The organism is Candidatus Nanopelagicales bacterium, assembly GCA_030700225.1.
In the GTDB taxonomy this organism is placed as follows: Bacteria; Actinomycetota; Actinomycetes; order S36-B12.
Window position 1 is genome coordinate 18,260 of the sequence record JAUYJT010000059.1, and the last position, 14,390, is coordinate 32,649.

15 protein-coding genes are annotated in these 14,390 nt (G+C 65.3%); all 15 read left to right on the forward strand.

The window, feature by feature from the left end:
• Nucleotides 1–137: 137 nt before the first annotated feature.
• The 15 genes from Q8P38_09155 (at nucleotide 138) to nusB (ending at nucleotide 14,146) form a co-directional block, all read left to right on the forward strand.
• Nucleotides 138–1,760 (forward strand): hypothetical protein, encoded by a 1,623-nt coding sequence (locus tag Q8P38_09155; GenBank protein ID MDP4014767.1) that lies wholly within the window; start codon nucleotides 138–140, stop codon nucleotides 1,758–1,760.
• Complete coding sequence (locus Q8P38_09160; GenBank protein ID MDP4014768.1) at nucleotides 1,757–2,326, forward strand: type II secretion system protein; 570 nt, start codon at nucleotides 1,757–1,759, stop codon at nucleotides 2,324–2,326. Before Q8P38_09155 ends, Q8P38_09160 begins: the two co-directional genes overlap by 4 nt.
• Nucleotides 2,327–2,331: 5 nt before the next feature.
• The gene (locus tag Q8P38_09165; GenBank protein ID MDP4014769.1) at nucleotides 2,332–3,768 is read left to right on the forward strand and encodes a hypothetical protein; all 1,437 of its coding nucleotides are present in this window, start codon (nucleotides 2,332–2,334) and stop codon (nucleotides 3,766–3,768) included.
• A gap of 134 nt (nucleotides 3,769–3,902) precedes the next feature.
• Nucleotides 3,903–4,373 (forward strand): hypothetical protein, encoded by a 471-nt coding sequence (locus Q8P38_09170; protein ID MDP4014770.1) that lies wholly within the window; start codon nucleotides 3,903–3,905, stop codon nucleotides 4,371–4,373.
• Nucleotides 4,374–4,422: 49 nt separating this feature from the next.
• Nucleotides 4,423–4,737, forward strand: coding sequence for a hypothetical protein (locus tag Q8P38_09175; protein MDP4014771.1), 315 nt, complete (start codon nucleotides 4,423–4,425; stop codon nucleotides 4,735–4,737).
• Between the two features lie 149 nt (nucleotides 4,738–4,886).
• A complete protein-coding gene (locus Q8P38_09180; GenBank protein MDP4014772.1) occupies nucleotides 4,887–5,669 on the forward strand; it encodes a prepilin peptidase in 783 nt (260 codons plus the stop codon).
• A 454-nt stretch (nucleotides 5,670–6,123) separates the two neighbouring features.
• Nucleotides 6,124–7,209, forward strand: a complete 1,086-nt coding sequence (pilM, locus tag Q8P38_09185) for a type IV pilus assembly protein PilM (protein ID MDP4014773.1) — start codon at nucleotides 6,124–6,126, stop codon at nucleotides 7,207–7,209.
• Nucleotides 7,206–8,024, forward strand: coding sequence for a PilN domain-containing protein (locus tag Q8P38_09190; protein MDP4014774.1), 819 nt, complete (start codon nucleotides 7,206–7,208; stop codon nucleotides 8,022–8,024). The genes pilM and Q8P38_09190 overlap by 4 nt, the downstream gene beginning before the upstream one ends.
• A gap of 1 nt (nucleotide 8,025) precedes the next feature.
• A complete protein-coding gene (gene pilO, locus Q8P38_09195; protein ID MDP4014775.1) occupies nucleotides 8,026–8,733 on the forward strand; it encodes a type 4a pilus biogenesis protein PilO in 708 nt (235 codons plus the stop codon).
• Nucleotides 8,734–8,769: 36 nt separating this feature from the next.
• A complete protein-coding gene (aroC, locus tag Q8P38_09200) occupies nucleotides 8,770–9,948 on the forward strand; it encodes a chorismate synthase (protein MDP4014776.1) in 1,179 nt (392 codons plus the stop codon).
• Nucleotides 9,948–11,615 carry a 3-dehydroquinate synthase gene (aroB, locus tag Q8P38_09205; protein ID MDP4014777.1) on the forward strand — a complete coding sequence of 556 codons (1,668 nt, stop codon included), beginning with the start codon at nucleotides 9,948–9,950 and terminating at the stop codon, nucleotides 11,613–11,615. The genes aroC and aroB overlap by 1 nt, the downstream gene beginning before the upstream one ends.
• Nucleotides 11,612–12,064: a type II 3-dehydroquinate dehydratase gene (gene aroQ, locus Q8P38_09210; protein ID MDP4014778.1), complete on the forward strand. Its 453-nt coding sequence runs from the start codon at nucleotides 11,612–11,614 to the stop codon at nucleotides 12,062–12,064. The genes aroB and aroQ overlap by 4 nt, the downstream gene beginning before the upstream one ends.
• Entirely contained in the window at nucleotides 12,061–13,143 is a 1,083-nt protein-coding gene (locus tag Q8P38_09215) for a Xaa-Pro peptidase family protein (GenBank protein ID MDP4014779.1), read from the forward strand. The genes aroQ and Q8P38_09215 overlap by 4 nt, the downstream gene beginning before the upstream one ends.
• A gap of 25 nt (nucleotides 13,144–13,168) precedes the next feature.
• Nucleotides 13,169–13,729 (forward strand): elongation factor P, encoded by a 561-nt coding sequence (gene efp, locus Q8P38_09220; protein MDP4014780.1) that lies wholly within the window; start codon nucleotides 13,169–13,171, stop codon nucleotides 13,727–13,729.
• Nucleotides 13,730–14,146, forward strand: coding sequence for a transcription antitermination factor NusB (gene nusB / locus Q8P38_09225; protein ID MDP4014781.1), 417 nt, complete (start codon nucleotides 13,730–13,732; stop codon nucleotides 14,144–14,146).
• Nucleotides 14,147–14,390 lie beyond the last annotated feature (244 nt).

A 14,390-nucleotide genomic window follows, 5' to 3' on the forward strand; every position in this document is an offset into this window, starting at 1 on the left:
CCGGCCCACCGTCTTGCTGTCTGGCGCGCTGAGAGTTTGGGCCGATCAAGCCCGTAGCGACTATTGTCGATAACCGTGATGTGGCAGTGCGCGTGAGGGTGGCGCCTGGGGGGCGTCGACTGGCCTCTGAGCGCGGCATGACCCTGATCGAGGCGATCGTCGCGCTCTTTCTGGCTGCCCTGCTTTTCGCGGCGCTCTCTGCGGCGGTCATCGGCGCAATCCGTGCCTCGCAGGTCGCCCGCCAGAACCAGACTGCGGTGGACATCGCCAACGCCCGCGTCGAGCAGCTCAGGGACTTGTCGTGGGGGGAACTCGGCCACGATGCGGACGGAATCGGCTGCCCGGACAGCAACCTAACCGACTGCGCGACGGCACCGAAACTCGACGGTAGTAGGCCGCTGGTGATCGTGGACTTCGGCGGCATCGCGGCACAGCGCGACACCGAGGTTGTCAACGTCACCACCTACGAGGTCGCGACCTACATCACGGAACCGCCGGCGGGATCAACCGGTGACTACCGCCTCGCGACGGTGATCGTCTACTGGGACGATTTCGGTACCCCCCGAAGCAAGCGCGTGGACACCGCGATTTCCGAATCCACGCGGGGCCTGGCGCTGCCAGACTTCGTCCTGAGTTCGATCGGGAGCTGCGGCGTCGCGGTGAATCCGGGCGCAACCGCACATTGGGGCTTCAAGGTCACAAACGAGGGCGCGCCCGATACATTCAACTTCTCCACGACCGGCGACTTCACGCCCAGCCGCTACTACCTAGATGACGGGGACTCCGAGTTCGACCCCGCTGTCGACACGCAACTGGCAGATACCACGGGGGATACGAAGGTCGACACGGGCAGGCTCGACCCGCTCGACTCGGCCGTAGTGTGGGTCGTCTACGACGTTCCTGACGCGCAGGCGGACGGAACGTTGACGCTGAGCATCACGGTTGCCTCAGCGTCTCAACCCCTCGCGGAGACCGCGACCAATGTCCTGGTTCCAGTGCGGACGCTGATCGTGCAGAGCGGCGTAATCACGCAACCTCCGATCCCGTGCGAGTCCGGCACCTCCACGCCGACTCCCACACCTACTGGGGACAACGATCCGACGATCTGCGCCGACCCAGCGCCAGCCCCCGATCCGAGCGAGGAGAGCGGCTACACGCGTTACTCCTTCTGGCTGCACAACTCGGGTAGCACTTCTTGGCCGGCTACGCCGCTGCCAGAAACGGGGGAGATACCGGGAACGGTCGCGTTCAAGCCGATGGTCATGAACACGACTCTTCCCGCGATACCGACTGGCAGGTTGCTACCCCCGTATTCGACTGATCTGCAGACAGTCGACCCCACGCGCGGGCGCTTGCTCTTCAACGGTGGTGGGTTCACTTCCGGCAAGGAGTACGTTGCGGACTTCCAGTCGCCGTCGGTGCACAAGGAGTACAAGAACTCGATAGTGCTGCGAACATACGTGCGGCGGGCGCCCGGCAGTGAAGCGACCGATGTGTCACTCGCTGCGCAGTTGTACGCCTTCAAGTCGCAGAACGGCAACAGCGTCGGACTGCTGACGTCGGAGACCGTGACGCTGAGCCCCTGGGACTGCTCGGGCGGCTGGCAGGCCGTGTCGTTCTCATTCGCGATCTCGGGGGAGCTTGAACTCTCGAACAACTACGCACTATCCGTGCGCATCTGGAATCCGGGAACCGGCTGGGTGCGCATCGCCTACGACCACGCGGACTTCCCGTCATCGCTGACGGTGGTGGAGGAATGAGCACCTGGCGCCGCCAGAACGGCTTCACGCTCATCGAGCTCCTAGTCACGATGGTGCTTCTCGGCGTCGTTGGCACGATAATCGTGATGGCCGTAGTGAACGCGAACAGCGCGTTCCTGCGCAGCGACGACGAGAGCCGGGGACTCGGTGATGCCAAGAACGTGCTGGACCAGGTGGCCAGGGACATCCGGTCGTCCCGGGGAGTCGTGTGCGACGGCGGCTTGTCGGACCCCGACAACCCGGAGTCCCTTGACCCGGACTGCGCTGCTCACTTGCAGCTGTGGGTGGACAGCGACTCGAACTACGCCCAGGACGCAACCGAGGTGATCACGTGGAACCTGGAACAGTCTGGCGACGGCGAGCACTATGACGTAGTCAGGACTGAGGGAAACGGGAACCGGAGGGTGATCGCCTCGTCGCTGATCATCGAGACGCTCTTTGAGTACGACACCCCAGACCCGGAGGACGCATCGCTCGTCACCGTGACCATGACATACGACGCCCGCCCAGGCGCCGGAATCGACCCGCGCGAGGCTCAGACCAGCGCCAGAGTGCGAAACGGGTGATTGCTATGCGCTTTTTCTCACCCAGAGATGAGCGGGGGGTCGGGTTGATTCTCGTCGTAGGCATGACGGCCATGGTGTTGGTGCTGGTTGCTAGTGCGCTGATCCTGGCCCAGAGCGCACTTGAAAGGTCGCGGCACAGGTCCGACTTTGAGCTTTCGCTGGCCACAGCGGAGGACGGCATCGACACGACTCTGGCCAGACTGCAGGTGACCTACGACAATGACAACGAGGACTTCCCGATCCCTGGGACGCAGTCGGGGACGACGTGCAGCCTGACTCAAGTGGAGCAGGAGTCGTTCGACACGGAAGCCGCCGAGAACACCTGGGCGCGGGCCGAGATCGCGGCGTTGGAAGAACAGGGGTGCATCCAAACCACTGATACGGGCCAGTACGTCGTGTTCAAGCCGGCTAGCGCCGCTTCCAGCCTCGGACGCGTCTACTCGCTTGGATGGTCCCCGAGCATCGACAGCCCGACCGCGGTCAGCCGCTTGGTGAAGGTGGAGTACCAGTTCTTGCCGTATTCGCCCACCCTCGCGGTTCTGACGCAAGGCAATCTCGAAATTGACTCCAGCGCCACCGTAACCACGGCAGGCGGCGCCGACCCGAGCCTGGCGGGCGCGCACGCCAACGGTCAGATCACGACTACGGGGAACCCGATCGTGGAGGGACTAGTCACAAGCACGGGCTCCTCTACGGCAACAAGCAACAACTTCAACTCCAACCCAGGCGGCACTGTTCCACAGGCACCACGAGTCACCGTGCCGAGGATCAGCGCCCTGTCGTTCTACAAGCACGCCCGGGACCTTGACCCGGACGCGACGGCGGAGGGGTCGTGGTACGACTTGTGCCCGGATGGCAGTGTGCGGCCCTATTCCGTCAACGGTCCGTGCGACGCGGCGACGTCCACATACTCAGGGGCGTGGGTACCCGAGTTCGACGCGGATGATCACATGTGGACAATTAGTAGCAACGCGAGGTCGGGGACGTACTTCGCCTTCGAGGCAGACGTCGAGCCGGGTGTGGGCAATGGCAGCTTCGACAACCTGACCGTAGTGGCATCAGCCGCGAACCCGAACAACTGCGCAACGAAGACCTACGGCAACATCACGTGGGACCACTACGACATAGATTCGGCAGCATTCACCAACACCTTCATGTTCGCGGACTCTGACCTTCTGATCACGTCGAACTTCACCGCCGGCTCCAGCACAGGCACGGGTGCGGACAGCGGGATGCTCGTGGCGGGGGATCAGATCGAGCTGGAGACGTCGAGCAACGTTGTGGTCGGAGCTGTGGTGGCGGCGGATCAGTGCGACACCTCGGACCTCGTGGACTCGAACGTGATCAAGAACGTGACGATCAGGTTCGCCCCCACGGCGAAGTCGCCGTTCGCCAGCATCATCAACCAGAACCTGTGGCTTGAGTTCCCGGGGGCCGGGTGACCGCGCTGCTCGTCAGCGCCTGCGCGGTGCTGGCACGCCATTTTGCAACTGAGTTCCGGAGTACCAGCGGGACTATCCCAACGGGTACTCCACAAGGATAGACAACGAACTACGATTGTACGTATATTCGTAGCATGACTGCCAGAACGTTCCAGGCTACTGACCTCGCGCGGGACCATCGCACGGTCCTGGACCAGGCCCGTGAGAGCGAGGCGCTGATCCGAGACAAGGGTGGAACCACGCTCGCGATAGTCCTACTGGACGAACTTCGTGCGACTCGGGAGGTTTCCCGCTTGGCCCTTGAGCTGCTCCGGATCGAGGCGCTGCCCCAGTCAAGACGAGTCCCTACCTACCTCGGGGACTTGGCCTGGCTGACGTACCTGGACGAAGAGGAGTACGAGGAATTCGTCCAGGAGTTCCGCGACGCACTGTTCCTGGCGGCCAGTACCCACCACACGCAGATAGTGGACCAGCTCCTGTACTCCTGGAGAGCGACGGCCGAGATCAACTCCGATCCTGAACTGAGCTACCAGTTGCTCCACTCGGTAGACGACTACGACGACGAGGTCGGACTGCTTCCTCTAAACCCAGAGATCGACGGCTAGAACGGTGGCACCCAGGAGGAAGCGTGCCTCCTCTCCCCGGAAGCCTCGTGTGAAGGACGACCAGTGGCGTATCCGGTTCGTCAGTTCCCGCGCCCTGAAGGAGTGGAACGCAGCCAAGGACCGGGAACCAGGGATCATGGAGTCCGTAGAACAACTCCTGCGTCACAATCCCAGAGATCGCTCGGTGAACTCCCGGCGTCTTGGGCCTCTGGCTCATAGGACAATCTCGTTCCATGGCAAGCGATTCAAGATCTGGCAGTACGAGATGACGTCGGGAGGAAGGATCTGGTACCTCGTGGATGATGACACGATCGTCGTCATCGTCACCAGTGTGTCCCTGTCGCACCCTCGGAAGACAGACTGACCTTTGCCTCAGTTCGCTAGAAGGTGATTGGAGTTGGTTCTCACGGAAACAGTCTGGGTGGGTCCCGGGGTCGTAGGCCAACGGCGTCCGGAACTTGTAGCCCTATTCGTCCTCGACCAGAACCTGTGGCTTGAGTTCCCGGGGGCCGGGTGACCGCGCTGCTCGTCAGCGCCTGCGGGGTGCTGGGGTTGATCGTTGGGTCATTCCTGAACGTGGTCATCTGGCGCGTGCCGCGCGGTGAGAGCGTCGTTTCTCCCGGTTCGGCATGCCCGGCGTGCGGGCACGCCATCCGGGCCTGGGACAACATTCCAGTGCTGTCGTGGCTGGTTCTGCAGGGACGCTGCCGGGACTGTGGTGCCTCGATCTCACCGCGCTACCCGCTGGTCGAACTGGGTACTGGGTTGCTGTTCGCGGCCATGGCGTGGCAGTTCGGATTCTCCTGGGCACTGCCAGCCTTCCTCTACTTCGCGGGGATCGCGGTATCCCTGTCGCTGATCGACCTGGACACGAAGCGATTGCCGAATGTCATCGTCCTGCCGTCGTACGCGGTCGCAGCGGCTCTGCTACTGGTTCCGGCCCTGGCGTACGGGGCCTGGACCCAGTACTTGTACGCCTTGGCCGGGGCCGTCGCGCTGTTCGCGTTCTACTTCGTCCTGGCCTGGATCTACCCGGCAGGCATGGGCTTCGGTGATGTGAAGCTCGCGGGGGTAGTCGGGCTGTATCTCGGATGGCTCGGCTGGGCGCCACTCATCGTCGGTGCGTTTCTGGGGTTCTTGCTCGGGGCGGTCGTCGGTGTCATCCTCATCGCCGCGAGGCGCGCTGGCCGCAAGACCGGGATCCCGTTCGGGCCTTTCATGCTCCTTGGCGCACTCATCGCCGTCTTCGCGGGAGACCCTCTCGCCGACGTCTACCTGAACCTCGTCGGCATCTGAGTATCCTCGCCCTCGACGCTCGCTGTTTCGGGTGAACATGGCAAACCGGGCCCCGGTTAGCGCATCATGGAAGTGCACCACCATGGTGGTGTCACCCCTCCCCGCCGTCCGACCCACGTGGTCGCACTGGCGGGGCCGACTTTACGGCTGCTCCGGACAAACGCGAATGTTTGGGTACAGACGCGACCGTTGCAACGGGTGTCTCTTTGCGGAACGGGTGCCTTTGTCGGGAACGGCCGCTTCTGCGGGGCGGCAGGGTGGGGGTGTGGGGCGGGAGGAGCGGGCATGTTCCGTCCCAGGCCCGCTCTAGCTGGCCCTCCGCCCGTGGCGACGTGAGACTTCCGGGCACTTGAAGATCCGACACGCTGGGGCATTAGGGGCGAATCTCGCACGTTTGCCGCCAGATATCAGCATGCTGTCCCCTAGGGGTTCCCGCGAAGGCGAGAGGACGGCGATGCCGCGCGATTCCACGACCATTGGTCTGGACATCGCCACGTCCTGCGTGCGCGCCGCCGAGATCTCGCGCAAGGGCGGGACGCTGAGGCTCAGACGCTTCGGGCAGGTCCCGTTGCCGATCGGCGCGGTACACGACGGTGAGGTCCACGACCCGCAGACCGTAGGCCAAGCGATCTCGCGCCTGTGGAAGGCGGGCCGGTTCTCAAGCAAGCGGGTCTCGATCGGCGTCGCCAACCAGAGAGTGGTCGTGCGTCACCTGGAGATACCGTGGACGCGCCCCGCTGACCGCAAGACCAGCCTGCCGCTGATGGTGGCCGACCAGATCCCGATGCCGGTTGACGAAGCCATCATGGACTTCGTGCCGCTGGGATGGGAGACCACAGCCGAGGGCTCGCGGATGTCCAAGGGGCTGCTCGTCGCCGCTGACGAGAACATGGTCATGCAAGTCGTCAAGGCCGCTCAGACGGCGGGGCTGTGGGTTCGGGACGTGGACCTGTCGCCCTTCGCGGTTGTGCGCGCACTGTGCCACGCCGATCCGCTCGGTCTGCGAAGCGACGCCGAGGCGATAGTCGACATCGGTGCGTCGACCACCGTGATCGCGATCCACGCCAACGGAATTCCTCACTTCGTGCGGATCCTGACCATTGGCGGGCAGGACGTCACCGACCGGCTGAGGTCAGAGCTCGGTGTGAACCTCGCGACCGCGGAGCAGCTTAAGCGGGACACCCGCCTGGTCTCGGGATCGCCCGCGGGATCGCCTGCGGGGGGGAAGGGCAGTTTCGATCCAGCCCGCGTCATAGGCGACGTCGTTGGCACGCTCGTCGAAGAGATCCGGGGGTCCTTGGACTACTACCTGGCGACTTCCTCCGGGGCCCGTCTGTCGCGAGTTGTGCTCACCGGCGGGGGTTCCCTAGCGCCGGGGTTCGCCGAACGTCTGCGCGACGCCATTCACACTCCTGTGGAGCGCGGAGTCGCTGTGGCGGCCCTGGGCGTCGGCGAGACAGGGCTGAGTCAGGATCATCTCAACTTCGTTGACGCTATGTCAGCGGTCTGTGTCGGCCTAGCCATCGGGAGTAGAACATGAGTGCTTCGGGTGGGGTGTTGAGCCGACTGAGGCGCCGGGAACGAGATCCGAGCGAGTTCGACGAGCGACCGATCCCGGGGTACGTACGGGTCAACCTGTTGCCTCCCCAGGTGATCATGCTGGCGAAGGTCCGCAGGGCCCGGCGGATCGCGGCATCGATGGTGGCGGCTGCCGTCGCGATCAACGCGGGGCTGTGGGTCCTGGCGGAGATGGACGCTATCAACGCCGGACAGGAGCTGTCCCAAGCCGAATCCGAAACCGCCCAACTCAACATGCAGATGGCTCAGTACTCGCAGGTTCCGAAGGTGTTCGCGGCGGCCGACCTGGCCCAGCAATCACTGGCCGCCGCCATGGGCAGGGAAGTTCGCTGGGCGTTCCTACTGAACCAGCTGTCCTTCTCAACCCCGCCAGGTGTGACACTGAATTCGATCACCGGGCAAGCGTTCGAGGCGGCGGATTCTGACGGATCTGAGGGAAGCCCTGAGACACCGGCCAATCCGGCTCTGCCTGTGATCTCGAATGTGGGATCGATGACATTCGACGGCACCGCGATCTCCTTCGACAGCGTGGCGTCATGGCTGGACAGCCTGGAGAAGATCAAGGACTACACCTACCCGTTCTTGACAAACGCCACGGCCAGCGAAACAGGCGTCGACTTCAACTCCACGGCGCGGCTGACGGATCTGGCCCTTTCCGGCAGGTACTCCACGAAGCCGGGAACCGGCACTACGCCCGGTACTCAGCCTTCCCCGGCGCCCCAGGCTTCGCCGACACCGGCTCCGACCGAGCCGCTTCCGGAAGCGGAGGGTCGCTGACATGGCTGCGAACCGGCGATGGCTGCTCGGCGGAGCTGGAGTCGCGATTGTCGTCTTCCTGATCCTGTTCTTGCTGCTGGTAGCCCCGGCGCGGCACCGGGCGAACGCGCTCCATGACGATGCCCTAGCCGCGCAGGACGCGAACGTGGCGGCGGCGGCGCGGCTGGATCAGCTAAAGCGGCAGGCGTCCGAAGTGCCCGCGAAGCTCGCGGAAATCCAGGCGATCCAGCTCAAACTCCCGGCGAGCCTGCAACTTCCGCAACTCGTCCGCGCTATTACCGCTGCCGCCGGACGCTCCGGTGTCACGCTGAAGTCGATCACTCCGGCGGAACCATCACCGGCCAAGGAGACGACGACCACAGCTGGCAGCGCGGACCTTGTGACGGTGCCGCTGGGTATCACGGCGAACGGATCTTACGCGGCCATCAAGTCGTTCGTATCGGCACTGGAGGACATGGAGCGCGCGTTCTTCATCAAGTCCATTACGGTGTCGAGCGCGGGCTCGACGGGCACTGCGACTGAGTCGGACACCGCCACTGAGAGCGACGTCTTCGGCGAGCTCTCGGTGGAGCTATCGGGTGCGGTCTTCGCACTACCCGACAAGACGCTGGCTGACGCCCTCGCCTCTCCCACGCCGACCCCGGCCCCTCCAGCACCAACATCCTCCGCCGCCCCGTCTCCCTCGCCGTCCGCCGCCCCGTCTCCATAGGCGGCTCCGGCAGCTCACGGATGCGAGAATGTGCACATGTTGCGTTGGTTGACTGCCGGTGAATCGCACGGCCCGGCCCTAGTGGCGATACTCGAGGGTCTTCCCGCGGGTGTGGAGATTACGACCTCGGATGTCGCGGCGGACCTAGGTCGGCGTCGGTTAGGTGCCGGTCGCGGCGCGCGGATGGGTTTCGAGGCCGACGAGGTGGAGTTCCTCGGCGGCGTCCGCCACGGTCGAACGATCGGCGCTCCCATCGCCATCCGTGTGGGGAATTCGGAGTGGCCCAAGTGGGAAGCCGTGATGGCTGCCGACCCGGTGGCCGAGGCGGATCTGGCGTCGAAAGCGCGCAACGCACCGCTTACCCGGCCCAGGCCCGGACACGCTGACCTGGCGGGTGTTCAGAAGTACGGGTTCGACGACATCCGTCCGGTTCTTGAGAGGGCGAGCGCCCGCGAGACAGCGGCGCGCGTGGCGCTTGGCGCGGCGGCTCGGGCGTTTCTGTCGCAGGCGCTGGACACGGAGATCCTCAGCCACGTCGTTGGCATCGGTTCCGCCTCCTCGACCGGGTCTGGTGTGCCTGGCCCGCAGGACGTCGCAGCTCTGGATGCCGACCCCGTCCGGTGCTTCGACCCCGAGGCGAGCGCGGCCATGCAGTCGGTAATCGCCAAGGCCCACAGTGACGGCGACACGTGCGGCGGCGTTGTCGAGGTCCTCGCCTACGGTGTTCCGCCCGGGCTTGGCTCCTACAGCCACTGGGACCGTCGGCTTGGTGCTCGCCTGTCGGGTGCTTTGGCTGGCATTCAGGCCATCAAGGGCGTGGAGATCGGTGACGGGTTCGAGTTGGCAAGAACTCCAGGGTCGAAGGCGCAGGACGAGATCGTGATCATCGACGGGAAGGTCCGCCGCACTTCGGAGCACAGCGGCGGCATCGAGGGTGGAATCAGCACAGGGGACACGCTGAGGCTTCGCGCGGCCATGAAGCCGATCTCTACGATCCCTCGGGCGCTGCGGACGATCGACATCAATACCGGGGAGCCGGCCGAGGCGATCCACCAAAGGTCGGACGTGTGCGCGGTCCCGGCTGCCGGAGTCGTCGCGGAGGCGATGGTCGCTCTGGTCCTGGCGGATGCCGCCCTGGAGAAGTTCGGCGGCGACTCGGTTGGGGAGACGAGGCGCAACTTCCAGTCGTACCTCTCTCAGATCCGGGTGCGCTGATGGCTCCGATTATCGTGCTGGTCGGTCCTCCCGGCTCCGGCAAGACGACCATTGGCCAGGCCCTGTCGGCCCGGCTGGGTGTGGGCTTCCGGGACACCGACGCCGACGTCGAGTCCGCCCAGGGCATGAGCATCGCGGACGTCTTCGTCACTAGCGGCGAGCCCGCCTTCCGCGCCCTTGAACTCACCGCTGTGTCGCAGGCGCTACGGGAGCATCACGGAGTCCTGGCCCTTGGGGGTGGCTCGGTCGAGTCGGCGCCCATCCGGGAGTCGCTGGCAGGTCAGCCGGTCGTGGAGCTTGAGGTTTCGCCAGGGGAGGCCGTGCGGCGTGTCGGCCCTGTCGACTCAAGGCCGGTGCTGCTGGGCAACGCGCGGGCCGCGCTTGCCGAACGGGCGGTCAACGACGATTCGGCGGCGCCGATGCCCCCCAAAGACATCCAGGAAGCCTGGACCAGGCTCGTCGCGCGGCGCAAACCGTTGTACGCACAGGTTCGCCGCGTGGCGGTCAGCACCGACGGTCGCGATGTAGCCGATGTTGTCGATGAGATCGTGTCGCGCCTGATGCTTACGCCCCCGGCGATTGTCCCCGCCCGGCTGGTCCGGGTCGCTGGAAGCCGTCCCTACGACGTGACAATCGGCAGGGGAGTGCTGCCGGAGGTGGCCCAGACCCTCCCCGCGGCCGCTCACAAGGTGGCCGTCATACACGCGCCAGTAATGGCGGATGTGGCTGCCCGGCTCGCCGTGGACCTGGACGCTAACGGCCGCGAAGCGCTGCTGCTCGCCGTGCCCGACTCGGAGTCCGCCAAGACCTCCACAGTCGCCGATCAGTGCTGGGAGCGCCTCGGCGTGGGGGGATTCACGCGCACCGATGCCGTGGTCGGCCTGGGCGGGGGAGCCACCACGGACCTGGCCGGATTCGTCGCCGCGACTTGGCTGCGTGGCGTCGCTGTCGTCCAGGTACCCACGACGCTGCTGGCGATGGTGGACGCCGCTGTCGGAGGCAAGACCGGCATCAACACCTCGGCGGGGAAGAACCTGGTCGGGGCGTTCCACCCTCCCATCGGTGTCATCTGCGATCTGGATCTGCTCGCCACGGTCCCGCCGCCGGACCTCGCGGCGGGAATGGCCGAAGTCGTCAAGGCGGGGTTCATCGCCGATCCAGCGATCCTCGAACTCATAGAAGCTGACCCATCGGCGGCGCTCGACCCTGCCAGCCCGGCGTCGGGTGAACTCATCGAGCGAGCCATCCGCGTCAAAGCCGCCGTTGTCGCCGATGACCTCACCGAGTCGCTGGACCGGGTCCTCGGACGCGAGATCCTCAACTACGGCCACACGTTCGCCCACGCCATAGAGAAGGTCGAGGCCTTCACGTGGCGGCACGGCGACGCGGTGAGCGTCGGGATGTGTTTCGCCGCCGAGCTGGCCTGCGCTGCGGGGCGCCTTTCCCGGGAAGGGGTTGACCGTCACTACCGGGTTCTGTCGTCCCTGGGACTGCCCACCGCGTACCCGGGTGGGGATTGGGACGCGCTGAGCCAAGCGATGCGCGTGGACAAGAAGGTGCGAGCGGGTACGTTGCGGATCATAGTGCTGGATCGCGTCGGCAAACCTGGACTGTTGGAGGCTCCCGATGATGCTTGGCTCAACGCCGCATTCGAGGCCGTGACATGACCGCGGCTCCGGGCGCGACCGTCCTCGTCTTCAACGGGCCGAACTTGGGTCGGCTCGGGGTTCGGGAACCGGACGTATACGGCACCGGCACGATCTTGGACCTGGAGCAGCTTTGTGCTCGTGAGGCGCAGCGGCTCGGGCTATCGGTGGACTTCAGGCAGACCGACGACGAGGCGACGCTAGTCGGATGGCTTCATGAGGCCGCCGACAGCGGGCAGCCGGTCATCCTGAATCCCGCCGCGTTCACGCACTACTCGTATTCGTTGCGCGACGCTTGCGCCCAGCTGACCGGCCCGCTGATCGAAGTGCATCTGTCGAACCCGCACACACGCGAGGAGTTCCGGCACACCAGCGTCGTGTCTGGTGTCGCCACGGGCGTCATCGCCGGGTTCGGCTTCGACTCCTACCGCCTGGCGTTCGAGGCCATCGCCCGCCTGCTGGGGCCGTGATCCCGGACTACGCCGGTCGCCGAACCAGGGCGCTGGACGCGGCTCAGGTCGTGGATGTCGACGCTCTGCTGGTCACCGACCTGGTCAACGTCAGGTACCTGACTGGATTCAGCGGCTCCAACGCCGCGCTCGCGCTGGCCCCCGGCGGCCCGGTCCTGGTCACTGACCGCCGCTATGAGGACCAGGCCGCTCAGGAGTGTCCCGGCCTGGACGTGGTTCTGGAGCGAGATGCCGCCCTCGGCGCGTTGCGCGTGCTCGGCGGATCGGGCGCGGCAGCGGTTGCCATCGAGGCCGACGTCATGCCGGTGGCCCAGTTCCATCGGCTTTCCGCCATCGATGGTGCTCCGGCGCTGCGGCCGGAGTCCGCCCTGGTGTCGCCTCTGCGCCGCGTGAAGGACGCCTATGAGGTTTCCTGCTTGGAGGAAGCGTGCCGCATCGCGGTTGAGGCGCTCGTCGCGCTCACCGAGGAGGTGCGTCCTGGTGTCAGCGAGCAGGCGCTGGCGGGTCGCTACGAGCAACTCCTCCGCGATTGTGGCGCCGACGACCGGGCGTTCCCCTCCATCGTCGCGTCTGGGCCGAACTCGGCCATCCCCCATCACGTTCCGACAACCAGGCCGCTGGAGCGCGGGGATTTGTTGGTGATCGACGTCGGCGCGAGCGTTCGTGGGTACCACAGCGACATGACGCGCACGTTCGTTGTGGCAGCCGATCCCAGCGCCGACCAGTCGCGCCTGCATGACGCTGTGGCTGGAGCCGCAACCGCGGCTCTCGGGGCGCTGGGCCCTGGCGTTCCCGCCAAGCAGCCCTACGCGGCCGCACTGGAGAGCCTGGCCGCGCACGGGCTCGGTGACCGGTTCACGCACGGCCTGGGCCACGGAGTCGGGCTCGAAGTCCACGAGGCGCCGATCATGAGTGCGACCTCCGCGGCTACCATCGTTGCGGGCGACGTCCTCACGATCGAACCCGGCGCGTACCTGCCCGGCTTCGGAGGAGTGCGGATAGAGGACACGGTCGTTGTGGCTGAGACCGGCAACCGATTCCTGACCGACCTGAGCAGAGAGTGCGGACGCCTCGGATAACCGGGGCGCGAATCTGGAGTAACTAGTGGCAACGACGAATGACCTGAAGAACGGCATCGTTCTGAACCTCGACGGCAACTTGTGGGCAGTCGTTGAGTTCCAGCACGTCAAGCCCGGCAAGGGCGGGGCATTCGTGCGCACGAAGCTGAAGAACGTGCTGTCCGGCAAGGTCGTTGACCGCACGTTCAACGCCGGCACCAAGGTCGAGACCGCGAACGTCGACAAGCGCGACATGCAATACCTGTACCGCGACGCCGACTCGTTCGTGTTCATGGATTCGAGCACCTATGACCAGATTCCCGTTTCCGCCGCAGTCGTCGGTGACCTCTCGCGCTATCTGTTGGAGAACCAGAACGCGGTCGTCGCCCTGCATGACGGCAACCCTTTGTATCTGGAGCTCCCCGCGTCCGTGGAGCTGGTGATCACATTCACCGAACCCGGGCTTCAGGGGGACAGGTCGACCGGGGGGACGAAACCGGCCACGCTGGAGACCGGGGCGGAGATTCAGGTGCCGCTGTTCGTCGAGCAGGGCACTCGCGTGAAGGTGGACACTCGGGACGGCTCCTACCTGGGTCGCATCAACTAAGTGTCCGCTCGCGGCAAGGCCCGGCGCAGGGCCCTAGACATCCTGTTCGAGGCGGACATCCGTCGGATGCCCGCCTTGGACGTTCTGGCCGACCAGGACCAGCGACAGCGGGGCGGTGGTCCCGTCGCGCTGAACCCGTACACGGTCGAGCTGGTCACCGGCGTCGTGGAGAACCTTGAGCGCATCGACGAGTTGATCACCACGTATTCGGTCGACTGGAGCTTGGACCGGATGCCGCCTGTGGATCTGAATCTCCTGCGAATCGGTGCTTACGAGATCTTGTGGCGCGAAGACATCCCCGATGAGGTTGCCGTCGCCGAAGCTGTGTCCATGGCCAAGGAACTGTCCACGGACGAGTCCGGGTCATTCGTCAACGGCCTGCTGGCCCGGCTCATGGCCGTCCGCCCGGGCATCTAGCGCCAAGGGGCCGAGCCTCGGGGTCCTGCTGATGCAAATCCTCTGTTGATCAAGCTCGTTCGTGATCTTCCACGCCTGCGGGGCCGTCGCCTTCCTTGATCAACAGAGGAGTGTGTCCTGAAAGGCGAGTGGTTGCGATGTAGGAGGTCGTGATTGTGGACCGTGCTGTGTTGGTGATGGAGGTAGGTCCTCCGGGCTCGCTGTGCAGGCAGAGGGCTCAAACCGCCGTGGTGTCATGTCGGTC